Source organism: Geodermatophilus sp. SMS 5-13 (assembly GCF_059428245.1).
This window is the reverse complement of record NZ_CP165729.1, coordinates 4,545,868-4,566,023: the sequence shown is the minus strand read 5'-3', so window position 1 is coordinate 4,566,023 and position 20,156 is coordinate 4,545,868. Positions and strand designations below refer to the sequence as shown.

At 72.8% G+C, this 20,156-nt stretch carries 23 protein-coding genes; 18 read left to right on the top strand and 5 right to left on the bottom strand.

Features of this window, described 5'->3' with window-relative positions:
- Positions 1 to 2 precede the first annotated feature (2 nt).
- The 13 genes from AB3388_RS22080 (at position 3) to AB3388_RS22020 (ending at position 10,141) form a co-directional block, all read left to right on the top strand.
- Positions 3 to 1,253, top strand: a complete 1,251-nt coding sequence (locus AB3388_RS22080; RefSeq protein WP_495407463.1) for a glycosyltransferase family 4 protein — start codon at positions 3 to 5, stop codon at positions 1,251 to 1,253.
- Positions 1,250 to 1,687, top strand: coding sequence for a Cg1360 family ATP-synthase-associated protein (locus tag AB3388_RS22075; protein WP_495407462.1), 438 nt, complete (start codon positions 1,250 to 1,252; stop codon positions 1,685 to 1,687). Before AB3388_RS22080 ends, AB3388_RS22075 begins: the two co-directional genes overlap by 4 nt.
- Positions 1,688 to 1,851: 164 nt before the next feature.
- Entirely contained in the window at positions 1,852 to 2,073 is a 222-nt protein-coding gene (locus tag AB3388_RS22070; RefSeq protein ID WP_495407461.1) for an AtpZ/AtpI family protein, read from the top strand.
- Entirely contained in the window at positions 2,070 to 2,894 is an 825-nt protein-coding gene (gene atpB, locus AB3388_RS22065; RefSeq protein ID WP_495407460.1) for a F0F1 ATP synthase subunit A, read from the top strand. Before AB3388_RS22070 ends, atpB begins: the two co-directional genes overlap by 4 nt.
- Before the next feature lie 97 nt (positions 2,895 to 2,991).
- Positions 2,992 to 3,219 carry an ATP synthase F0 subunit C gene (gene atpE, locus AB3388_RS22060; RefSeq protein WP_495407459.1) on the top strand — a complete coding sequence of 76 codons (228 nt, stop codon included), beginning with the start codon at positions 2,992 to 2,994 and terminating at the stop codon, positions 3,217 to 3,219.
- A 49-nt stretch (positions 3,220 to 3,268) separates the two neighbouring features.
- Positions 3,269 to 3,847 carry a F0F1 ATP synthase subunit B gene (locus tag AB3388_RS22055; protein ID WP_495407458.1) on the top strand — a complete coding sequence of 193 codons (579 nt, stop codon included), beginning with the start codon at positions 3,269 to 3,271 and terminating at the stop codon, positions 3,845 to 3,847.
- Positions 3,847 to 4,665, top strand: coding sequence for a F0F1 ATP synthase subunit delta (locus AB3388_RS22050; RefSeq protein ID WP_495407457.1), 819 nt, complete (start codon positions 3,847 to 3,849; stop codon positions 4,663 to 4,665). The genes AB3388_RS22055 and AB3388_RS22050 overlap by 1 nt, the downstream gene beginning before the upstream one ends.
- Positions 4,666 to 4,714: 49 nt before the next feature.
- Positions 4,715 to 6,349, top strand: coding sequence for a F0F1 ATP synthase subunit alpha (atpA, locus tag AB3388_RS22045; RefSeq protein ID WP_495407456.1), 1,635 nt, complete (start codon positions 4,715 to 4,717; stop codon positions 6,347 to 6,349).
- A 1-nt stretch (position 6,350) separates the two neighbouring features.
- Entirely contained in the window at positions 6,351 to 7,322 is a 972-nt protein-coding gene (locus tag AB3388_RS22040) for a F0F1 ATP synthase subunit gamma (RefSeq protein ID WP_495407455.1), read from the top strand.
- A gap of 25 nt (positions 7,323 to 7,347) precedes the next feature.
- Positions 7,348 to 8,796, top strand: coding sequence for a F0F1 ATP synthase subunit beta (atpD, locus tag AB3388_RS22035; RefSeq protein ID WP_495407454.1), 1,449 nt, complete (start codon positions 7,348 to 7,350; stop codon positions 8,794 to 8,796).
- A 173-nt stretch (positions 8,797 to 8,969) separates the two neighbouring features.
- Positions 8,970 to 9,185, top strand: coding sequence for a hypothetical protein (locus AB3388_RS22030; RefSeq protein ID WP_495407453.1), 216 nt, complete (start codon positions 8,970 to 8,972; stop codon positions 9,183 to 9,185).
- Between the two features lie 125 nt (positions 9,186 to 9,310).
- The gene (locus tag AB3388_RS22025) at positions 9,311 to 9,697 is read left to right on the top strand and encodes a F0F1 ATP synthase subunit epsilon (RefSeq protein WP_495407452.1); all 387 of its coding nucleotides are present in this window, start codon (positions 9,311 to 9,313) and stop codon (positions 9,695 to 9,697) included.
- Between the two features lie 42 nt (positions 9,698 to 9,739).
- A complete protein-coding gene (locus tag AB3388_RS22020; RefSeq protein WP_495407451.1) occupies positions 9,740 to 10,141 on the top strand; it encodes a DUF2550 domain-containing protein in 402 nt (133 codons plus the stop codon).
- Between the two features lie 6 nt (positions 10,142 to 10,147).
- Here AB3388_RS22020 and AB3388_RS22015 read toward each other — a convergent pair whose 3' ends face one another.
- Positions 10,148 to 10,750, bottom strand: a complete 603-nt coding sequence (locus tag AB3388_RS22015) for a cob(I)yrinic acid a,c-diamide adenosyltransferase (protein ID WP_495407450.1) — start codon at positions 10,748 to 10,750, stop codon at positions 10,148 to 10,150.
- A 33-nt stretch (positions 10,751 to 10,783) separates the two neighbouring features.
- On the opposite strand from AB3388_RS22015, the gene murA reads away from it, so the two are divergent.
- Positions 10,784 to 12,064, top strand: a complete 1,281-nt coding sequence (murA, locus tag AB3388_RS22010) for a UDP-N-acetylglucosamine 1-carboxyvinyltransferase (RefSeq protein WP_495407449.1) — start codon at positions 10,784 to 10,786, stop codon at positions 12,062 to 12,064.
- A 1-nt stretch (position 12,065) separates the two neighbouring features.
- Here the strand turns inward: murA and AB3388_RS22005 are convergent, their stop codons facing one another.
- On the bottom strand, positions 12,066 to 12,392 hold the full coding sequence (locus AB3388_RS22005; RefSeq protein ID WP_495407448.1) for a hypothetical protein: 327 nt from the start codon (positions 12,390 to 12,392) through the stop codon (positions 12,066 to 12,068).
- 104 nt (positions 12,393 to 12,496) lie between these two features.
- Here AB3388_RS22005 and AB3388_RS22000 point away from each other — a divergent pair, with 104 nt between their 5' ends.
- Positions 12,497 to 14,515, top strand: coding sequence for a protein meaA (locus tag AB3388_RS22000; RefSeq protein ID WP_495407447.1), 2,019 nt, complete (start codon positions 12,497 to 12,499; stop codon positions 14,513 to 14,515).
- Between the two features lie 33 nt (positions 14,516 to 14,548).
- On the opposite strand, the gene AB3388_RS21995 is transcribed toward AB3388_RS22000, so the two are convergent.
- The gene (locus AB3388_RS21995) at positions 14,549 to 15,223 is read right to left on the bottom strand and encodes a YqjF family protein (protein ID WP_495407446.1); all 675 of its coding nucleotides are present in this window, start codon (positions 15,221 to 15,223) and stop codon (positions 14,549 to 14,551) included.
- Positions 15,223 to 16,251 (bottom strand): Gfo/Idh/MocA family protein, encoded by a 1,029-nt coding sequence (locus AB3388_RS21990; protein ID WP_495407445.1) that lies wholly within the window; start codon positions 16,249 to 16,251, stop codon positions 15,223 to 15,225. Before AB3388_RS21990 ends, AB3388_RS21995 begins: the two co-directional genes overlap by 1 nt.
- Positions 16,252 to 16,383: 132 nt before the next feature.
- Here AB3388_RS21990 and AB3388_RS21985 point away from each other — a divergent pair, with 132 nt between their 5' ends.
- From AB3388_RS21985 to AB3388_RS21975, 3 genes are all read left to right on the top strand, one after another.
- Positions 16,384 to 17,157 carry an enoyl-CoA hydratase-related protein gene (locus tag AB3388_RS21985; RefSeq protein ID WP_495407444.1) on the top strand — a complete coding sequence of 258 codons (774 nt, stop codon included), beginning with the start codon at positions 16,384 to 16,386 and terminating at the stop codon, positions 17,155 to 17,157.
- 23 nt (positions 17,158 to 17,180) lie between these two features.
- On the top strand, positions 17,181 to 17,654 hold the full coding sequence (locus tag AB3388_RS21980; RefSeq protein WP_495407443.1) for a pyridoxamine 5'-phosphate oxidase family protein: 474 nt from the start codon (positions 17,181 to 17,183) through the stop codon (positions 17,652 to 17,654).
- A 180-nt stretch (positions 17,655 to 17,834) separates the two neighbouring features.
- Positions 17,835 to 19,199 carry a dicarboxylate/amino acid:cation symporter gene (locus AB3388_RS21975; protein WP_495407442.1) on the top strand — a complete coding sequence of 455 codons (1,365 nt, stop codon included), beginning with the start codon at positions 17,835 to 17,837 and terminating at the stop codon, positions 19,197 to 19,199.
- Between the two features lie 55 nt (positions 19,200 to 19,254).
- Here AB3388_RS21975 and AB3388_RS21970 read toward each other — a convergent pair whose 3' ends face one another.
- Positions 19,255 to 20,106 (bottom strand): hypothetical protein, encoded by an 852-nt coding sequence (locus AB3388_RS21970; protein WP_495407441.1) that lies wholly within the window; start codon positions 20,104 to 20,106, stop codon positions 19,255 to 19,257.
- Positions 20,107 to 20,156 lie beyond the last annotated feature (50 nt).

Here is a 20,156-nt window from a genome sequence, read left to right as displayed (position 1 = left end):
ACATGCGCGAGTACGCCGTCGTCCTGCTCACCGCCGGTCTGGTCACCTTCCTGGCCACACCGGTGGTGCGGATGGTGGCGATCCGCTGGCGCATGATGGCCGCGCCCCGCGAGCGGGACGTGCACGTCATCCCGACCCCGCGGGGCGGCGGCGTGGCCATGTACCTGGGGGTGGCCGCGGCGGTGCTGGTCGCCACGCGGCTGCCGGCCCTGCAGCGGACCTTCGACGACTCGCAGACCGCGGCCGTGCTGGTCGCGGGCGGGCTGATCTGCCTGCTCGGCGTGCTCGACGACAAGTTCGGCCTGGACGCGCTGACCAAGCTGACCGGGCAGATCGCCGCGGCCGGCGTCATGGTGCTGCTCGGCGTCCAGCTGGCCTTCGTCTTCCTGCCCGTCGCCGACATCGGCACGCTGTCGCTCGGCCCGAGCATCGGCGTGCCGCTGACCGTCCTGCTCACCGTCCTCACGGTGAACGCGCTGAACTTCATCGACGGCCTCGACGGGCTCGCCGCCGGGGTCTCGGCGATCGCGGCCCTGGCCTTCTTCGCCTACAGCTACAACCTCGGCCTGGTCGGCTACGACGACGTCGCCAGCGCGCCGGCGCTCATCACCGCCGTTCTGGCGGGGGCCTGCCTGGGCTTCCTGCCGCACAACTTCAGCCCGGCGCGGATCTTCATGGGCGACTCGGGCTCGATGCTGGTCGGCCTGATGCTGTCGGCGGCCGCGGTGACGGCGACCGGGGGAGTGGACCCGCAGTCGTTCGACTCGGCGGCCAGCCTGCTGCCGCTCGCGCTGCCGCTGCTCGTGCCGATCGCGGTGCTCTTCATCCCGTTCGTCGACCTGGTCATGGCGGTCGTGCGCCGCAGCCTGCGCGGCAGGTCGCCGTTCTCGCCGGACAAGATGCACCTGCACCACCGGCTGCTCTCGATCGGCCACTCGCACCGGCGCGCGGTGCTGGTCATGTACTTCTGGGCGGCGCTGCTCTCCTTCGGGGCGGTCACGCTGTCCATCACCGGCGGCCGGGTCGAGCTGCTCCTCGCCATCGGCGTGCTGCTCGCCATCGGCGTCGTCGTCGTCCTGAGCCCGCGTGCCCGCCGGGCGGCGCGGGAGGCGCGGGCCGCCGAGCTGGCGGCGCAGAAGGAGCGCAGCCGGGCCGCCCACCCGACGGCCCGCGCGGTGCGGACGGCGGCCGTGCCGCCCGCCGCGGCCGAGCAGGCGCCGGCGCGACCGGGCGTGCGGCAGGTGGTCCCGTGACGGCGCCGACGCGCTCGAGCGCGCCCTGGGACCTGTCGTTCCTCCGGGTCGGCGCCCTTGTCGCGCTGAGTGTCACGGCGGTCGCGGCACCGGTCGTGGGGCTGCTCATGAGCTGGCCGGATGCCATCGGTGTGCTGGTGGGGGCGGTGATCGTCACCGTGTTCTTCTGCGCCTCCGGGGTGGTCGTCGCCTGGGCCGGGCGGATCTCGGACTCCTTCACGCTGCCCGCGGCGCTGGGCATGTTCTTCGTCAAGGCGCTCGCGCTCTTCGCCCTGCTGAACGCGCTCCCCGAGGACGGCTGGCTCGACCGGCTGACGCTCGCCTGGTCGGTCGTCGTGGGCGCGCTGCTGTGGAGCGGTGTCCAGCTCCGCTGGGTCTGGACCCGCCAGCTCTACTACGTCCAGCCCCCGCCGCCGCCCTCCGCCGAGGTCTGAGCACGGGCCCGGTCGACGGCCGGGAAAGCCCCCTCACAAGGGGCTTGATAGTGTCCGTCGCGATGGCCGAGGACATGTCCCCTCGTGGGGGCCCCCGGTCTCGACCTGCGAATCCAGCGCGGGGCGGCAGCGGTGCCGACACGGGCTGGTCGATCATCGGGACGATGTTGTCCGGGATGGCCGTGTGGGGCGGGGCCGGATGGCTGCTCGACCGGTGGCTGGACACGAAGGTGTTCGTCCCGGTCGGGATCCTCCTCGGCATGGCGGTGGCCATCTACCTGGTCGTCGTGAAGTACGGAGCCGTCGACCCGCCCGCGGGGACGCGGTCAGGGAACACCCCGGGCGGACGACGGAGCCGGCCCAGGACGCAGAAGGGACAACGGTGACCTCCAGCGCCCTCGCGCTCGGTGATGTGATCGCCGCCGCCAGCGATGGTTTCGAGGCCCCGGGCCTCGGTGAGTTCTACCCGGAGCCGATCGCGACGTTCTCCCTGTTCGGGATCCCGTTCGAAGTCACCCGGATCACGATCATCCTGTGGATCGCGACGTTCGCGATGCTGGCGTTCCTGATCGCCACGGTGCGCAAGCCGTCGATCGTGCCGGGCAAGCTGCAGTTCGTCGGCGAGACGGGCTATTCGCTCGTGCGCGACGGCATCGCCCGTGACGTCGTCGGCCCCAAGGGGCTGCCGTTCGCGCCCTTCCTGGCGTCGCTGTTCTTCTTCATCCTCGCGAACAACCTGATGTCGATCATCCCGTTCGCGCAGATCTCGCCGATGTCGAAGTTCGCCTTCCCGCTGGTCCTCGCGCTGATCTGCTGGGTGCTCTACATCTACATCGGGATCCGCGAGCAGGGCGCCGGCCGCTACTTCAAGGACATCCTGTTCCTGCCCGGCGTGCCCGCCCCGATGTACATCCTCGTGACGCCGATCGAGATCCTGCAGAACTTCATCGTGCGGCCGTTCACCCTCGCCGTCCGACTCTTCGCCAACATGTTCGCCGGCCACATGCTGCTGGTCGTCTTCTCGCTCGGCGCCGTCTACCTGTTCAGCCGCTTCGGGGAGAACTTCTCCTGGATCTTCGGCCCGGTGTCGGCCCTGATGGCGATCGTGATGACCTTCTTCGAGCTGCTGGTCATCTTCCTGCAGGCCTACGTCTTCACGGTCCTGATGGGCACCTACCTGAACGGGTCCATCGAAGCCGAGCACTGAGCCGGCACCAGCAGCACCACCCGGACAGCACCACCGCACGAACCCCGCAAGCCGCCCGGAGGACACCGGGCGACGACACAGGAGGAAAGACCCCGTCATGGATCTTCTGGCAGAAGTCAGCGGCAGCATCGGCTCGGTCGGCTACGGCCTCGCCGCGATCGGCCCGGGCATCGGCGTGGGCATCGTGTGGGCGGCCTACATCCAGGCCACCGCCCGCCAGCCCGAGTCGGCCGGTCTCACCCGTACCTACGCGTTCCTCGGGTTCGCCCTCTCCGAGGCGCTCGCCCTGATCGGCTTCGTCGTCCCCTTCGTCTTCGGCATCTGATCCGTACCTGCACGTACGGGTTCCGTCACCGACCAGGATGGTGAACACCATGCTCATCTGGGCCGCCGAGGAAGAACACAACCCGCTCCTCCCGCCCCTGGGCGAGATCGTCATCGGCCTGATCGCGTTCGCGATCGTGCTGGTAGTGCTGTTCAAGTTCGTCGCGCCTCGCTTCGAGCAGGTATTCCGCGCCCGCCGCGAGGCGATCGAGGGCGGGATCGAGCGCGCCGAGGCCATGCAGGCCGAGGCCAAGGCGGCGCTGGAGCAGTACCGCGCGCAGCTGGCCGAGGCCCGCACCGAGGCGGCCCAGATCCGCGACGCCGCCCGGGCGGAGGGGCAGCAGATCCTCGAGGAGCTGCGCGTCCAGGCCCAGGAGGAGTCCGCGCGCATCCTCGCCCGGGGTGAGGAGCAGCTGGCCGCGAACCGGCAGTCGGTGGTCAACGAGCTGCGCGGTCAGCTCGGCGCCCTGGCCGTCGAGCTCGCCGGCAAGGTGGTCGGTGAGTCGCTCGCCGACGAGGCGCGCCGGCGGGGCACCGTCGACCGTTTCCTGGACCAGCTCGACACGCTGACCGCCGGCTCCGACGGCCGTGGCGGCAGCACCGTCGCGGCCCAGGACGGCGGCCGCTGATGGATGCCTCCAGCCGGGCCGCGCTGGCCGGGTCGCGCGAGCGTCTCGACGAGCGGTCGCGCGGCGCGTCGGCCCAGGCTCTGCTGAGCCTCGCCGACGAGCTGTTCGCCGTCGCGCGGCTGCTCGACGGCCAGCCGACGCTGCGCCGCGCGCTCTCCGACCCGGCCGCCAAGCCCGACGACCGCGCGGGCCTGGCCCGCCGGCTGCTCGCCGGCAAGCTGTCGGAGGTGGCCCTCGACCTGGTCGAGACGGTCGCGCGGCAGCGCTGGTCGCGGCCGCTGGACCTGGTCGAGGCCGCCGAGGCGCTGGCCACCGACTCCGCGTTCCTCGCCGCCGACGCCGGCGGGCACCTCGACGGCGTCGAGGACGAGCTGTTCCGGTTCGGCCGCATCGTCGCCGGCGACCCCGCCCTCTCGCGCGTGCTGAGCGACCGCACGGCCTCCGCCAAGGGCAAGGCCGAGCTGCTCGACCGGCTGCTCGGGCGCAAGGTCGACCCGGTCACCGCGCTGCTGCTGCGCAACGTCCTCACCGGCCGGCACGTCGGGCAGGCGGAGAACGCGATCGAGCGGCTCTCCGAGGCAGCCGCCGCCCGGCGCGGCCGGTCGGTGGCCTTCGTGACGTCGGCGGTCGCGTTGAGCCCCGCCCAGGAGCAACGGCTCGGGCAGCTGCTCGGCCGGCTCTACGGGCGGACGATCGGCCTGCAGGTGACCGTCGACCCCGACGTGCTCGGTGGCCTGGTCATCCGCGTCGGCGACGAGGTCATCGACGGCAGCATCGCCCACCGGCTCGAAGCCGCCGGCCGACGGCTCGTCGGCTGACCGCCCCCCAGACTCCAGAACACATCCAGCAGGGAAGAGGACGCGCGCCATGGCCGAGCTGACCATCTCCGCGGACGAGATCCGCAGCGCCATCCAGAGTTACGTCACCGAGTACGCCCCCGACGTCTCCCGTGAAGAGGTCGGGACCGTCACGGAGGCCGGCGACGGCATCGCCCGGGTCGAGGGCCTGCCCTCGGTCATGACCAACGAGCTGCTCGAGTTCGAGAGCGGCGTCCGCGGTCTGGCGCTCAACCTCGACGTCCGCGAGGTCGGCGTCGTCGTCCTGGGTGACTTCGCCGGCATCGAGGAGGGCCAGCAGGTCCGCCGCACCGGTGAGGTGCTCTCGGTGCCCGTCGGTGAGGGGTACCTCGGCCGGGTCGTCGACCCGCTGGGCAACCCGATCGACGGCGGCGGCCCGATCGAGACCTCCGGCCGCCGCGCCCTGGAGCTGCAGGCGCCGACCGTCGTGCAGCGGCAGTCGGTGCACGAGCCGATGCAGACCGGCATCAAGGCGATCGACGCCATGACCCCGATCGGCCGCGGCCAGCGTCAGCTGGTCATCGGCGACCGGCAGACCGGCAAGACCGCGATCGTCGTCGACACGATCATCAACCAGAAGGAGGCCTGGGCCACCGGCGACCCGAAGCAGCAGGTCCGCTGCATCTACGTCGCCGTCGGCCAGAAGGGCTCCACCATCGCCGGCATCCGCGCCTCCCTCGAGGAGGCCGGCGCGATGGAGTACACGACGATCGTCGCCGCCCCGGCCTCAGAGGCCGCCGGCTTCAAGTACATCGCGCCGTACACCGGCTCGGCCATCGGCCAGCACTGGATGTACGAGGGCAAGCACGTCCTGATCGTGTTCGACGACCTGTCCAAGCAGGCCGAGGCCTACCGCGCCGTCTCGCTGCTGCTGCGCCGGCCGCCGGGCCGCGAGGCGTACCCCGGCGACGTCTTCTACCTCCACTCCCGGCTGCTGGAGCGCTGCGCCAAGCTCTCCGACGAGCTGGGCGCGGGCTCGATGACCGGTCTGCCGCTGATCGAGACCAAGGGCAACGACGTGTCGGCCTACATCCCGACCAACGTCATCTCGATCACCGACGGGCAGATCTTCCTCGAGACCGGTCTGTTCAACTCCGGTGTCCGCCCGGCCATCAACGTCGGCATCTCGGTGTCCCGCGTCGGCGGCTCGGCGCAGATCAAGGCCATGAAGTCGGTCGCCGGCCGGCTGCGCCTGGACCTCGCCCAATACCGCGAGCTCGAGGCCTTCGCCTCGTTCTCCTCCGACCTCGACGCCACCAGCCGCGCCACCCTGGACCGCGGGCAGCGCCTGGTCGAGCTGCTCAAGCAGGGCCAGTACCAGCCGTACCCGGTCGAGCGCGAGGTCGTCTCCATCTGGCTGGGCACCACCGGCAAGCTGGACAAGGTCCCGGTGAGCGAGGTGCGCCGCTTCGAGAGCGAGTTCCTCGACTTCGTCGCCCGCAACCACACGGGCGTCTTCGACGAGATCCGCACCTCGAAGGCCCTCGGCGACGACGCCGTCTCCTCCCTGGAGAAGGCCGTGGACGACTTCTACGGCCAGTACCAGACCGCCGAGGGCGAGACGCTGCGCATCAACGAGCCCGAGGCCGAGGCCATGGACGCCTCGGAGCGCGGCCAGGAGCGCGTCCAGGTGAAGCGGGGCTGACGTGGCCGGTTCCCTTCGCGCGCTGCGGCGCCGCATCCGCTCCACGCAGTCGACGAAGAAGATCTTCTCGGCGCAGGAGCTGATCGCCGGTGCCCGCATCGTGCGCGCCCAGGCCCGGGTGGAGGCGTCCAAGCCCTACGCCCGGGAGATCACGCGGGTGCTGTCGGCGCTGGCCTCCTCGGCCAGCCTCGACCACCCGCTGCTGACCGAGCGGCAGAACCCGCGGCGGGCCGCGGTCCTGGTGATCACCTCCGACCGCGGGTTCGCCGGCTCGTACAACGTCAACGTCCTGCGCCGCACCGAGGAGCTGCTGTCGCTCCTCCGGCAGGAGGGCAAGGACCCGGTGCTCTACGTGGTCGGCCGCAAGGGGGAGACCTACTACTCCTTCCGCAGTCGGCCGTTCGAGGAGTCGTTCACCGGCTTCTCCGAGCAGCCGCACTACGTCAACGCGCAGGAGGTCGGGCGCGTCCTCATCGACGCCTTCACCGCCGGTGAGGACGACGAGGACGGCGGCCCGGGGGCGGACGACGTGCTCGGCGTCGACGAGCTGCACATCGTCTACACCGAGTTCCGCTCGCTGCTCTCGCAGGTCCCGGTCGCCAAGCGGATGGCTCCGCTGGAGGTCGAGGAGGTCGAGGAGTTCGACTACGAGCGGGAGGACCGCGCAGCCGGGCACACCGGCGAGAGCGGCGTCCCGACGTCCTACGAGTTCGAGCCCTCCGCCGAGGCGCTGCTCGACGCGCTGCTGCCGAAGTACATCACCACCCGGATCTACGCGGCGATGCTCGAGTCGGCCGCCTCGGAGTCCGCGTCCCGGCGCCGGGCGATGAAGTCGGCCTCCGACAACGCCGAGGAGCTGGCCAAGAACCTCTCGCGTCAGGCCAACCAGGCCCGCCAGGCCGAGATCACCCAGGAGATCAGCGAGATCGTCGGCGGCGCCGACGCCCTCGTGTCGGCCGGCGCCGACGACTGACCGTCTTCACACAGGAGAGCACTTCATGACCGTCACCGAGGACCGTCCGTCCACCTCGCCGACCGGGGCCGCCACCGGCCGGGTCGTGCGGGTCACCGGACCCGTCGTCGACGTCGAGTTCCCGCGCGACGCGATGCCCGACCTGTTCAACGCCCTGAAGGTGGAGGTCACCCTCGCCGACCTGGGCAAGACGCTGACCCTCGAGGTCGCCCAGCACCTGGGTGACAACGTGGTCCGCACCATCTCGATGCAGCCGACCGACGGCCTGGTCCGCGGCGCCGAGGTCAGCGATACCGGCGGCCCGATCTCGGTGCCCGTCGGGGACGTCACCAAGGGCCACGTGTTCAACGCCCTCGGGGAGTGCCTCGACGAGCCCGGCTACGGCAGGGACGCCACGCACTGGGGCATCCACCGGCACGCGCCGCGCTTCGACCAGCTCGAGGGCCGCACCGAGATGCTGGAGACCGGCATCAAGGTCATCGACCTGCTGACCCCGTACGTGGCCGGCGGGAAGATCGGCCTGTTCGGCGGCGCCGGCGTGGGCAAGACCGTGCTGATCCAGGAGATGATCCGCCGGGTCGCCCAGGAGTTCGGTGGCGTGTCGGTGTTCGCCGGCGTCGGCGAGCGCACCCGCGAGGGCAACGACCTGATCACGGAGATGACCGAGTCCGGCGTCATCGAGTCCACCGCGCTGGTCTTCGGCCAGATGGACGAGCCGCCGGGCACCCGGCTGCGGGTGGCCCTGTCGGCGCTGACGATGGCGGAGTACTTCCGCGACGAGCAGAACCAGGACGTGCTGCTCTTCATCGACAACATCTTCCGGTTCACCCAGGCCGGCTCCGAGGTCTCCACGCTGCTCGGCCGCATGCCGTCGGCCGTGGGGTACCAGCCGACCCTCGCCGACGAGATGGGCGAGCTGCAGGAGCGGATCACCTCGACCCGCGGCCACTCCATCACCTCGATGCAGGCGATCTACGTGCCCGCCGACGACATCACCGACCCGGCGCCGCACACCACCTTCGCCCACCTCGACGCGACGACCGTGCTCTCGCGGCCGATCTCGGAGAAGGGCATCTATCCGGCCGTGGACCCGCTGGACTCCTCGAGCCGCATCCTGGACCCGCAGTACATCGGCCAGGAGCACTACAGCATCGCCCGCGAGGTGCAGCGGATCCTGCAGCGCTACGTCGAGCTCCAGGACATCATCGCCATCCTCGGCATCGACGAGCTCGGTGAGGAGGACAAGGTCACCGTCCAGCGGGCGCGGCGCATCGAGCGCTTCCTCTCGCAGAACATGTTCGTGGCCGAGGCCTTCACCGGGCAGCCGGGATCCTTCGTGCCGCTGTCGGAGACCCTCGAGGCGTTCAAGGCGCTCACCGAGGGCACCTACGACCACGTGCCGGAGCAGGCCTTCTTCATGTGCGGTGGACTCGAGGATCTCGAGAAGAACGCGGAGAAGCTCAAGCGCAACTGAAAGAGGACCCGCTGCAGGGACCCTGCAGCGGGGCCGTTCCAGCACGGCATCGGCCGGGTCCCCCTCACGGGGGCCCGGCCGTCGCGTCTCCGGCGGACCGGCGTTCCCCCGACCGGGTGATCTCTACCTGAGACGACTGCTTCCCCCGCCCCGCGCTGCCGAGCATGCTGGTGGTGCCCAGACCTGGGGCGCTGTGGGAGACGAAGGTGGAACCGGAGATCACGAGGACCGACGACGGTGGGGCCGGCTGGAGCTGGCCGCCCTACGCGCCGTGGGAGTCGCACAGCCAGCCGCGCTACGTCGTCGAGGACTGGGCCCCGGCCTCCACCGTCCGCCACCCGTGGGTGCGCGTGGGGCGCTGGACGCTCCTCTACCGTCGCGCAGCCTAGGCTCGGGGCGGGTGCCCTGGACGGGGCCGCCGCCGGCCGCGACGCTAAAGTGTCGCTGACCCGTCGTCGTGTCCTCCGAGACCGGCGACCCGTACCGCCATCGTCGGTGGACCCCGAGGAGTGTCGTGGCGACCCTGCAGGTCGAGTTGGTGGCCGTCGAGCGCAGGCTCTGGTCGGGCGAGGCCCGCATGGTCATCGCCCGCACGACCGAGGGCGAGCTGGGCGTCCTGCCCGGTCACGCCCCGCTGCTGGGGCAGCTCGCCGAGGGCGGTGTGGTCACCATCCGCACCGAGTCCGGTGAGGACGTCGTCGTCGCCGCCCACGGCGGCTTCCTGTCGGTGACCGAGCGCGGTGTGTCCATCCTCGCCGAGACCGCGGAGTTCTCCGGCGACATCGACGTCGAGCGGGCCCGGGACGCGCTGCGCCGCGCCGAGTCCGACGACGACCCCGAGTCCGTGGCCGCCGCCCGCCGGGCGATCGGGCGGCTGCGCGCCGCCGGTCAGGACGTCTGACCCGCCCGTCGACGGCTGTCCCCGGATGCCCACGGACCCGCCATGACGGTGGTCCTGCTGGTGCTGGCCGGGGTCGTGCTGGTCGCGGTGGTGGTCGCCTTCCTGCTCCGCCGCCGCTTCCTGCTCTCCGGCCTGGGCGCGGTCACCATGTGGCTGCGCCCCGCGCACTCGTCGCGGTGGTCGGTCGGGGTCGCCTGGTTCGGCGGCGACAGCCTGCTCTGGTACCGCGCCCTCTCGCTGGCCGTGCGGCCGCAGCGCCGGCTGCCCCGCGCCGACCTGCGGGTCGAGGGACGGCGGCCCGCGGGTCCGGACGACCTGGCGCTCCCCGCCGACGTCGTCGTCCTCACCTGTGAGACCCGGGAGGGCCGGCAGGAGCTGGCCATGGAGCCCTCCACGCTGACCGGCTTCCTCTCCTGGGTGGAGTCCGCGCCCGGCCTGCGCTGAACGCCGCTACTCCTTCGCCGCGCGCTGCGCGTGCACGCCGCTGTGCGCGCCCGGCTCCCACAGCACGTCGCCGTCGGGATTGGCGACCCTGGCGAGGATGAACAGCAGGTCCGAGAGCCGGTTGAGGTAGCGCGCGGTCTCCGGATTGGTGCGCTCGCCGTCGGCGGCGAGCAGCGCCCACACGCTGCGCTCGGCCCGCCGGACCACCACCCGGCCCTGGTGCAGCAGCGCCGCGGCCGGGGTGCCGCCGGGCAGGATGAAGCTGGCCAGCTTCGGCAGGTCGGCGTTCCAGGTGTCGCAGGCCGCCTCCAGCCGCTCGGTGTAGGCGGCGGTCACCCGCAGCGGCGGGAACTCCGGGTCCGGCGTGATCGGCGTCGACAGGTCCGCGCCGACGTCGAACAGGTCGTTCTGGACGCTGCGCAGCAGTTCGGCGACCGGCTCGGGCGGCGAGCCCAGCGCGAGCGCGACGCCGAGGACGCTGTTGGCCTCGTCCACGTCGGCGTAGGCGACCAGGCGCGGGTCGGTCTTGGCCACCCGGCTCATGTCGCCCAGGTGCGTCTGGCCGGCGTCGCCGGTCTTCGTGTAGATGCGCGTCAGCCGGACCGTCATGGGCCGACTCTAAGGCGGCCGTAGGGTGGACCGGTGGACTGCTTCCAGGTGACCGGTGGAACGTCCCTGCGTGGACGGGTACGGGTCACGGGTGCCAAGAACAGCGCCCTGAAGCTCATGGCCGCCGCGCTGCTGGCACCGGGGCGCACCGCCCTGGACGAGGTCCCCGACATCCTCGACGTGTCGATCATGAGCGAGGTGCTGCGCCGGCTCGGCTGCGGCGTCGCCTACGAGCGCACGCCCGGCAGCGGCGGGGGCGGCCGGGTGACCATCGACGTCCCCGAGGACCCGTCGACCGAGACCGACTACGACCTGGTCCGCCGCATGCGCGCCTCGATCAGCGTGCTCGGCCCGCTGGTCGCGCGCTGCGGCAGCGCCCGGGTGGCGCTGCCCGGCGGCGACGCGATCGGCTCCCGCGGGCTGGACATGCACATCTCCGGGCTGGAGAAGCTCGGCGCGACGATCACCAGCGAGCACGGCTTCCTCGTCGCCGGCGCGCCGACGCTGAAGGGCACCTCGATCTGGCTGGACTTCCCGTCCGTCGGCGCGACGGAGAACCTGGTCATGGCCGCCGTCCTCGCCGAGGGGACGACGGTCATCGACAACGCCGCCCGCGAGCCGGAGATCGTCGACCTGTGCGCGATGCTGGCGCTGATGGGCGCCAAGGTCGACGGGGCGGGCACGTCCACGATCACCGTCGAGGGCGTCTCGGCGCTCACCCCGGTCACCTACACCACCGTCCCCGACCGGATCGTGGCCGGCACCTGGGCGATCGGCGCGGTGATGACCCAGGGCGACATCGTCATCGAGCGCGCGGTGGCCGACCACCTCACCGTCGCGCTGGACAAGCTGCACACCGCCGGTGCGCGCGTGGAGGCGCTGCCGGACGGCGTCCGGGTGGCGATGGACGAGCGGCCCCGCGGGGTGGACGTCGTCACGCTGCCCTACCCGGGCTTCCCGACCGACCTGCAGCCGATGGCCGTGGCGCTGGCCGCGGTCTCCACGGGCACCGCCCTGATCACGGAGAACGTGTTCGAGGGCCGGTTCATGTTCGTCAACGAGCTGGTCCGGCTCGGGGCGTCGGTGCGCATCGACGGGCACCACGCCGTCGTCCGCGGCCGGGAGCGGCTCTCCAGCGCCCCGGTGGTGGCCACCGACATCCGGGCCGGCGCGGGGCTGGTGCTGGCCGGCCTGGTCTCCGACGGGGTGACCGAGGTGCAGGAGGTGCACCACGTCGACCGCGGCTATCCGGCCTTCGTCGAGCAGCTGTGCGGGCTCGGTGCCCAGGTCGAGCGGGTGCAGCGGGAGTTCTGAACTACTCCGGCGCGGCGAACGACGCGGCCAGCGCCCGGGCGCGGTCGGCGTCCTCGGGGAAGACCAGCACGTCGGCACGCAGCGGCTCGGGGAACCGGATCGTCGACCGGATGCCGGCGTCGGAGAGCACGGCCCGCAGTGCCAGCGCCGACTCCCGGCGCGAGAACGTCGCGACCCGGGTGAGCAGCCCGTCCTCGGTGGCGCTGGACCGGGACGCCCGCGAGCCGGTGCCGAAGGCCCAGCGCAGGAACAGCCCGATGAGCAGCAGGACGACGATCGCGATCACCGGACCGACCGCGTAGTGCAGGCTGCCCGCCTGGATCGGCACGGCCCACCTCCCGCGTCGGCGTTCCTCCCGCCGAGTGTGCCACCGGTCACCATCCCCGGGACCCGGCGGGCTACTGCCCGGTAACCGCCTTAGACTCCGGCGGCATGCCGTTCCCTTCAACGCCGAAGGACCGCGACCGGCCCTGGGTGATGCGCACCTACGCCGGCCACTCCTCGCCCGCGGAGTCCAACGCGCTGTACCGGCGCAACCTGGCCAAGGGCCAGACCGGGCTGTCGGTGGCCTTCGACCTGCCGACGCAGACCGGCTACGACCCCGACGACGAACTCGCCGCCGGTGAGGTCGGCAAGGTGGGCGTGCCGATCACCTCCCTCGCCGACATGCGGGCGCTGTTCGACGGCATCCCGCTCGACGAGATGAACACGTCGATGACGATCAACGCCACGGCGATGTGGCTGCTCGCGCTCTACCAGGTGGTCGCGGAGGAGCACGGGCACGACGTCTCGCAGCTGGCCGGGACGACGCAGAACGACATCATCAAGGAGTACCTGTCGCGCGGGACCTACGTCTTCCCGCCCGGGCCCTCGATGCGGCTGATCACCGACATGGTCGCCTACACGGTGACGGCGTTGCCGAAGTGGAACCCGATCAACATCTGCAGCTACCACCTGCAGGAGGCCGGGGCCACGCCGGTGCAGGAGATCGCCTACGCGCTGTCCACCGCGATCGCCGTCCTGGACTCGGTGCGCGACTCCGGCCAGGTGCCGGCCGACCGCTTCGGCGAGGTCGTCGCCCGCATCTCCTTCTTCGTCAACGCGGGCGTCCGCTTCGTCGAGGAGATGTGCAAGATGCGGGCCTTCACCCAGCTCTGGGACGAGCTGACGAAGGAGCGCTACGGCGTCGAGGACCCCAAGCACCGGCGGTTCCGCTACGGCGTGCAGGTCAACTCGCTCGGGCTGACCGAGGCCCAGCCGGAGAACAACGTCCAGCGGATCGTGCTGGAGATGCTCGCGGTCACGCTGTCGAAGGACGCCCGCGCCCGCGCCGTGCAGCTGCCCGCGTGGAACGAGGCGCTCGGCCTGCCCCGGCCGTGGGACCAGCAGTGGTCGCTGCGGCTGCAGCAGGTGCTGGCCTACGAGACCGACCTGCTCGAGTACGACGACCTGTTCGCGGGCTCCGTGGTGGTCGAGCAGAAGGTGGCCGAGCTGGTCGAGGGCGCCCGCGCGGAGATCGCCCGGGTGCAGGAGATGGGCGGCGCCGTCGCCGCGGTCGAGAACGGCTACATGAAGGGTCAGCTGGTCGCGTCGCTGGCCGAGCGGCGTCGGCGCATGGAGAGCGGCGCGGACGTCGTCGTCGGCGTCAACAGGTTCGAGAGCACCGAGCCCAACCCGCTGCTCGCCGACCTCGACACCGCGATCCAGACCGTCGACCCCGCGGTGGAGGCGGCGGCCTGCGAGTCGGTGAAGCGCTGGCGCGACGAGCGCGACCCGGAGCCGGCGCGGCGGGCGCTGGACCGGCTGCGGGCGGCCGCCGACACGTCCGAGAACCTCATGGCGGCGACCCTCGAGTGCGCCCGCGCCGGTGTGACGACGGGGGAGTGGGCCGGGGTCCTGCGGGAGGTGTTCGGGGAGTACCGGGCGCCCACCGGGGTGAGCGCGGCGACGGGCGGCGGCGAGGCCGACGAGTCGCTGGCCGACGTCCGGGCGCGGGTGCGGGCGACCGGTGAGGAGCTCGGCGGCCGGCTGCGCTTCCTGGTCGGCAAGCCGGGCCTGGACGGGCACTCCAACGGCGCCGAGCAGATCGCCGTCCGCGCGCGGGACGCCGGGTTCGAGGTGATCTACCAGGGCATCCGGCTCACCCCGGCTCAGATCGTCTCCGCCGCGGTCCAGGAGGACGTGCACGTCGTCGGGCTGTCGGTGCTCTCCGGCTCGCACCTGCAGGTGGTGCCGGCCGTGCTGCGCGGGCTGAGGGAAGCCGGGCTGGACGACGTCCCGGTGGTCGTCGGCGGGATCGTGCCGGACAGCGACGCCCGGCGGCTGCGCGAGCAGGGCGTCGCGCGGGTGTTCACGCCGAAGGACTTCGGGCTCACCCAGATCATGGGCGAGGTCGTCGACGTGATCCGCGAGGCCCACGGCCTGGGGGAGAAGGTCACCGCCCCCGCCTGAGCAAGGACCCCGTCCTCCCCACCCGTCGCGAGCTCAGGGCGGGACCCGGGACGGGGCCGCGAAGCGGGCGTCCTCCACACCGGGGGAGAAGAGCACGCTCATCGGCGGGCCGGACGGTGGCGGCAACCCCGCGGCCGCGAGCGGGTCGCCGTCCAGGCTGGTGAGCTCCGCCGCGCGCAGCGGCCACGGTCCGTGCGCCAGGGGCAGATGGACCGTGCGCCCCGCGACCCGCGTGTGCAGCCCCCACCGGTCGGTGAGGAACCGCTCCAGCGGTCCCGGCTCGACCGGCTCGCCGATGGTCAGCGCGATCCGCCGGCGCCCGGCGGCGGCCTCGTAGCGGTCGTCGTCCCGGTGGATCCGGGTGCGGGACCAGACGTACGGCAGGCGGATCAGGGTCCGGGCCACCAGGACCGGCACCAGCCGGGCGGCGTCCATCCGCAGGAAGACGACGCCGCGGCGGCCGGCCCCGTCGATCGAGTAGAGCCGCACGTTCACCTGGCCGAACGACCCCAGGTACGGCACGGCAGGACCTCGGCCGGGCGCGGTGCGGGTGATCCGCAGCGCCACCACACCGACGTGTGCTCTGCCCTCGAACAGGTCCGGGCGGGTGCCCGGCGGCAGGAGCGGCGCCGCGGTCGCGGGGTCCAGCGGCCAGTGCAGGAAAGCAACGTCCCGCAGCGCCTGGCGCAGCAGCACCGGCTCGGCCATCAGGTCAGCCGGACGACGCCGCCCTCGGTGGCGCTGCGGCGGGCCGCGTCGAGCACCGTGGCCGTGGCGATCGCGTCGCGGCCGGTCACCGGCAGGTCGCCGTCCCCCCGGACCGCGGCCGCGAACGCCGGGTAGAACGTGTTCCAGGCGCCGGGCACGGTCGGCACCGTCTCGCCCTCGTCGCCGCGCGAGAACCGGCCCCAGCGCGTCTCCGGCTCGGCGCCCCAGTCCCGGCCCTCGGTGGCCGGCGTCCGGCCGGCGAGCAGGGCCGGCTCCTGGGAGTCCATCGGTCCGCCGACGACGTAGGCGCCCTCGGTGCCGGACACCCGGAAGCGGTCGCCGGGCGCGCCCTGGGTCCAGCTGCCCCACAGGTGCGAGCGGGCGCCGTTCTCGTGGGTCAGCGCGACGAAGAAGTCGTCGTCGAGGCCGCGTGCGTTGACGTGCCACTCGGCGTAGACCGCGGCGACCGGCCCGAGCAGCACCAGCGCCTGGTCGACCAGATGGCTGCCGAAGTCGCGCAGCGTGCCCCCGCCGGCCGGCGGCGGACCCGGCTCGGGGTCGAACCGCTCGAACCGCGACTCGAAGCGGGTGATCGTGCCCAGCCGGCCGCTGTCGGCCAGGGCGCGGACGGTGAGGAAGTCGGAGTCCCAGCGCCGGTTCTGGTACGGCGCCAGCGGCAGCCCGAGCCGCTCGGCCCGCTCCACCGAACCGCGGGCCGCCTCGGCGTCGAGGGCGAACGGCTTGTCGCACACCACCGCGAGGCCCAGCTCGAGCGCGGCGTCGGTGAGCGCGGTGTGCGTGTCGGCGGGCGTGGAGATCGCCACCGCCTCCGCGCCGGCCGCCGCCAGCTCCTCCAGCGAGCCGAACACCGCGGCGTCCGGGTGCTCCCGGCGCACCAGCTCCTGCCGCTCGGCGGACGTCGTCACGACGCCGAGGAAGGCGCATTCGGGGGCGGCGGCCAGCAGCGGGGCGTGGAAGTACCGGCCGCCGAAGCCGTACCCCACCAGTCCGAACCGGACGGGTTCCATGGCGCTCCTCCCTCGGGCAGTCGTTCCCCGCGGTGCTTGTGCTCTGCCCACCATGGTGGGCAGAGCACAAGCACCGAGCGATCATGGCGTGTGGACGTTGCCCCGGTCGCCGCCGGGTGGTGGAGTCGGCCCATGAGCGAGGACGGCGCACCGCGGATCGAGCGCGACGGCGACACGGTCTGCATCACGATGACCCGAGGGGCGCGGCGCAACGCGCTGGCCCGGGACCACCTGCAGCAGCTGCTGGCCGCCTTCACCGAGGCCGGCGGCTCGGACGCGACGGGGATCGTGCTGGCCGGCGAGGGGCCGGTGTTCAGCGCGGGCCACGACTTCCGCGACGTCAAGGACAAGCCGGTGACCGAGGTGCGCAGCCTGCTGGCGCTGTGCACCGAGCTGATGCAGACCATCCAGGACGTGCCCCAGGTCGTCGTCGCGCGGGTGCACGCCCTCGCGACGGCCGCCGGGTGCCAGCTGGTGGCCTCCTGCGACCTCGCGGTCGCCGCCGAGTCGGCGGGCTTCGCCGCGCCCGGCGGCAAGGGCGGCTGGTTCTGCCACACGCCGATGGTCGCCATCGCCCGCAACGTCGGCCGCAAGCGGGCGATGGAGCTGGCGCTGACCGGCGACGTCATCGACGCCCGGACGGCGCTGGACTGGGGGCTGGTCAACAGGGTGGTGCCCGACGACGAGCTCGACAAGGCGGTCCGCGACCTGCTGGACCGGGCCACCCGCGGCTCGCGGGCGAGCAAGGCCTGGGGCAAGCGGACGATGTACGCCCAGCTCGACCGGACCGAGCGGGACGCCTACGCCATCGCCGTCGAGGTCATGGCCGCGGCCAGCCAGCTCCCGGGCGCCCGCGAGGGCATGGCCTCGTTCCTGGAGAAGCGACACCCGGTGTGGCCCGACTGAAGCCGCGAGCCGAGCGTCCCTGGATGCCCGGCTACGGGATCCTCCCCGCCGACCAGGGCAGCGGCCTGATGCCGTGGGCCGAGGCCGAGCGGCGGCTGACCGCCTCGCACGACTACTGGTGCGCCACCGTGTGCCCGGACGGCCGCCCGCACGTCATGCCGGTCTGGGGCGTGTGGGAGGGCGCGCGGCTGTGGTTCTCCAGCGGGCTGCGCTCGCGCAAGGCCCGCAACCTCGCCGCCGACCCGCGGTGCACGCTCACGACGGACGACGCCGGCGACCCGGTGGTCCTCGAGGGCGAGGCGGAGCGGGTCACCGATGCGGCGCGCATCGCCGGGTTCGTGGCCGCGGTCAACGCCAAGTACGACGCCGGCGTGACGGTCGAGTTCCAGGACCCGGCCGTGAACGGCACCTTCGCCGTCCGGCCGGTGCGGGCCTTCGCCCTCTCCGGCGCAGACTTCCCCGGCAGCCCGACCCGCTGGACGTTCCCCGCCGAGTGAGCCTCCGCACACCGGGGATGGTTGCGCGCCGGAACGGCATTGACCCCTTCCGTGCAGAACCTGTGGGGCCTCACGCGACGGCGTGCGCTGGACTTCGGCCGGGTGACGACCGCCGGCTGTTGACGCCGACCGTCGTCCCTCCTCCTCCCGAAGCTCATTCTGCGAAAGGCTCCACCTCTCGTGCTCGCACGTCTCCGCCGAGTTCCGTTCTCGGCGCAGGTCCTCCTCGCTCTCGTCGTCGGCGTCGCCCTCGGCCTGGTCGCCCGCGGCCTCGGCCCCGTCGACGACGGCTCGCCCAACTGGCTGACCAGCACCCTGGACACCGTCGGCCACACCTTCGTCGCGCTGCTGCGCGTCATCGTGGTGCCGCTGATCGTCACCGCGGTCATCGTCAGCATCGCCAACCTCAAGCAGGTCTCCAACGCCGCGCGGCTCGCGGCCCGCACGCTGCTGTGGTTCGCCGTCACCGCGCTGATCGCGGTGTCCATCGGCATCGGCCTGGGCCTGCTGACCCAGCCCGGCCGCAACAGCTCCGTCGACGCGGCCGGCGCCACGTTCGACGGCTCCACCGGGTCGTGGTGGGACTTCCTCACCGGCCTGGTGCCCGGCAACATCCTCGGCCTGCAGGCCGCGGCGAACGACGACGGCTCGATCGGGCTGTCGTTCAACGTGCTGCAGCTGATCGTGCTCGCCGTGGCGATCGGCGTCGCCGCGCTCAAGGTGGGCGAGGCCGCCGAGCCGTTCCTGCGGCTCACCCGCTCGGTGCTCGCGATCGTGCAGAAGGTGCTGTGGTGGGTCATCCTGCTCGCGCCGATCGGCACGGTGGGCCTGATCGGCAACGCCGTCGCCAGCTACGGCTGGGAGTCCCTCGGCTCGCTGGGCGCCTTCGCCGGCTCGGTCTACGCGGGTCTGGCCCTCGTGCTGCTGGTCGTCTACCCGGTGCTGCTGCGGCTGCACGGCCTCTCGCCGCGGCGGTTCTTCGCCGGTGCATGGCCGGCCATCCAGCTGGCCTTCGTCTCGCGCTCGTCGATCGGCACCCTGCCCGTCACCGAGCGGGTCACCGAGCAGAACCTGGGCGTGCCCCGCTCGTACGCGTCCTTCGCGGTGCCGCTGGGCGCGACGACCAAGATGGACGGCTGCGCCGCGATCTACCCCGCACTCGCGGCGATCTTCGTGGCCCAGTTCTTCGGCGTGGACCTCTCGATCACCGACTACCTGCTGATCGTCCTGGTGTCGGTCGTCGGGTCCGCGGCCACGGCCGGCGTCACCGGCGCGGTGGTCATGCTGACCCTCACCCTGTCCACGCTGGGGCTGCCGCTGGCGGGCGTCGGCCTGCTGCTGGCCATCGACCCGATCCTGGACATGGGCCGGACGGCGGTGAACGTCGCCGGTCAGGCGCTGGTGCCGACGATCGTGGCCAAGCGCGAGGGCATCCTCGACCTCGAGCGCTACGAGTCGACGTCGACGATCGACACGCTCGCCACGGTCGAGGAGCGCAGTGGCGTGGACGCCGACCTGCGTTCCCGGGAGCCGGCGGTCGCCTGAGGTTCCACGCCGACGGGCCCGGCCCCCCGCACGGGGGCCGGGCCCGTCGGCGTCCTCAGCCTCGTTGCAGGTCGGCGCAGCCGGTCTCGTGGGGGAGGAGCGGGCGGAACAGCACCGACCAGCGGGCGCCGTCCGCGGTGACCCACGGGGTGAGCGCGTTCGCCTGCGCCGCCGCGTCGAGCACCGCGGCGGCCTGCCCGCCGGTCGCGAGGACGCAGGAGAGGCCGAGCGGCGCCGCGAGCGGCTCGCCGGGCAGCGCGGGGCCGGGCCAGGCGGTGTCCGGCTGGGGCAGGTCCGGCTCCGCCGCGTACGGGGTGGCCAGCGCGGCCACGTCCTCGGGCGCGTAGGACTCGGAGGCGCCGCCGGACAGTCCGCTGAGCTCGTCGAGGAGTTCCCGCAGCTCGGCGCGGGCGGCGGTCTGCTCCGCGGTGAGGCCGGCGCTGTCAGCCCCGGCCTCCGCCAGGGCGTAGACCTCCCGGACGATCGTCTCCAGGCCGGTCGAGACGGTGAAGCGGGTGGACGGCGCGTCCGCCAGCGGGGGAGTGCCCAGGTCGCCGGTGTCGCCCACGCCGGCGTCGAGGGCCCGGTCCACGAGGTCCTGCACCGCGGCGCGGTCGATGCGCGCCACCTGCAGGTTGGGCAGCGCCGGGCCGGGATGGACGGCGGGCACGGGCCCCTCGCTGATCACCCGGCCGTCGCCGTACACCGAGACCAGCGGCAGCCGGCCGGCCAGCAGCTGCGGGGTCACGAAGCCGCCGGTCCAGGCCACCTGCAGGACCAGGTCGTCGGGGGCGTAGGAGTAGGGGCCTGCGGGGGTGCCGCCGCCGTCGTCCCCGCCGCCGCGCGCGCAGGCGCCGAGGACGAGGAGCAGGACCAGGGCGGCGGACCGGGCCACGCGGAGCGTCACGGCCCTTCGACGATCGCGTGCCCGTCGCGGTTCCGGACGGGCGGCGAGGT

What these genes read in the sequence shown, in the direction of transcription:
- AB3388_RS22080 (WP_495407463.1), top strand. Translation starts at nt 3, where the DNA reads ATGCGCGAGTACGCCGTCGTCCTGCTCACCGCCGGTCTGGTCACCTTC.
- AB3388_RS22070 (WP_495407461.1), top strand. Translation starts at nt 1,852, where the DNA reads ATGTTGTCCGGGATGGCCGTGTGGGGCGGGGCCGGATGGCTGCTCGAC.
- atpE (WP_495407459.1), top strand. Translation starts at nt 2,992, where the DNA reads ATGGATCTTCTGGCAGAAGTCAGCGGCAGCATCGGCTCGGTCGGCTAC.
- AB3388_RS22055 (WP_495407458.1), top strand. Translation starts at nt 3,269, where the DNA reads ATGCTCATCTGGGCCGCCGAGGAAGAACACAACCCGCTCCTCCCGCCC.
- AB3388_RS22050 (WP_495407457.1), top strand. Translation starts at nt 3,847, where the DNA reads ATGGATGCCTCCAGCCGGGCCGCGCTGGCCGGGTCGCGCGAGCGTCTC.
- atpA (WP_495407456.1), top strand. Translation starts at nt 4,715, where the DNA reads ATGGCCGAGCTGACCATCTCCGCGGACGAGATCCGCAGCGCCATCCAG.
- atpD (WP_495407454.1), top strand. Translation starts at nt 7,348, where the DNA reads ATGACCGTCACCGAGGACCGTCCGTCCACCTCGCCGACCGGGGCCGCC.
- AB3388_RS22020 (WP_495407451.1), top strand. Translation starts at nt 9,740, where the DNA reads ATGACGGTGGTCCTGCTGGTGCTGGCCGGGGTCGTGCTGGTCGCGGTG.
- AB3388_RS22015 (WP_495407450.1), bottom strand. Translation starts at nt 10,750, where the DNA reads ATGACGGTCCGGCTGACGCGCATCTACACGAAGACCGGCGACGCCGGC.
- AB3388_RS22000 (WP_495407447.1), top strand. Translation starts at nt 12,497, where the DNA reads ATGCCGTTCCCTTCAACGCCGAAGGACCGCGACCGGCCCTGGGTGATG.
- AB3388_RS21995 (WP_495407446.1), bottom strand. Translation starts at nt 15,223, where the DNA reads ATGGCCGAGCCGGTGCTGCTGCGCCAGGCGCTGCGGGACGTTGCTTTC.
- AB3388_RS21990 (WP_495407445.1), bottom strand. Translation starts at nt 16,251, where the DNA reads ATGGAACCCGTCCGGTTCGGACTGGTGGGGTACGGCTTCGGCGGCCGG.
- AB3388_RS21985 (WP_495407444.1), top strand. Translation starts at nt 16,384, where the DNA reads ATGAGCGAGGACGGCGCACCGCGGATCGAGCGCGACGGCGACACGGTC.
- AB3388_RS21980 (WP_495407443.1), top strand. Translation starts at nt 17,181, where the DNA reads ATGCCCGGCTACGGGATCCTCCCCGCCGACCAGGGCAGCGGCCTGATG.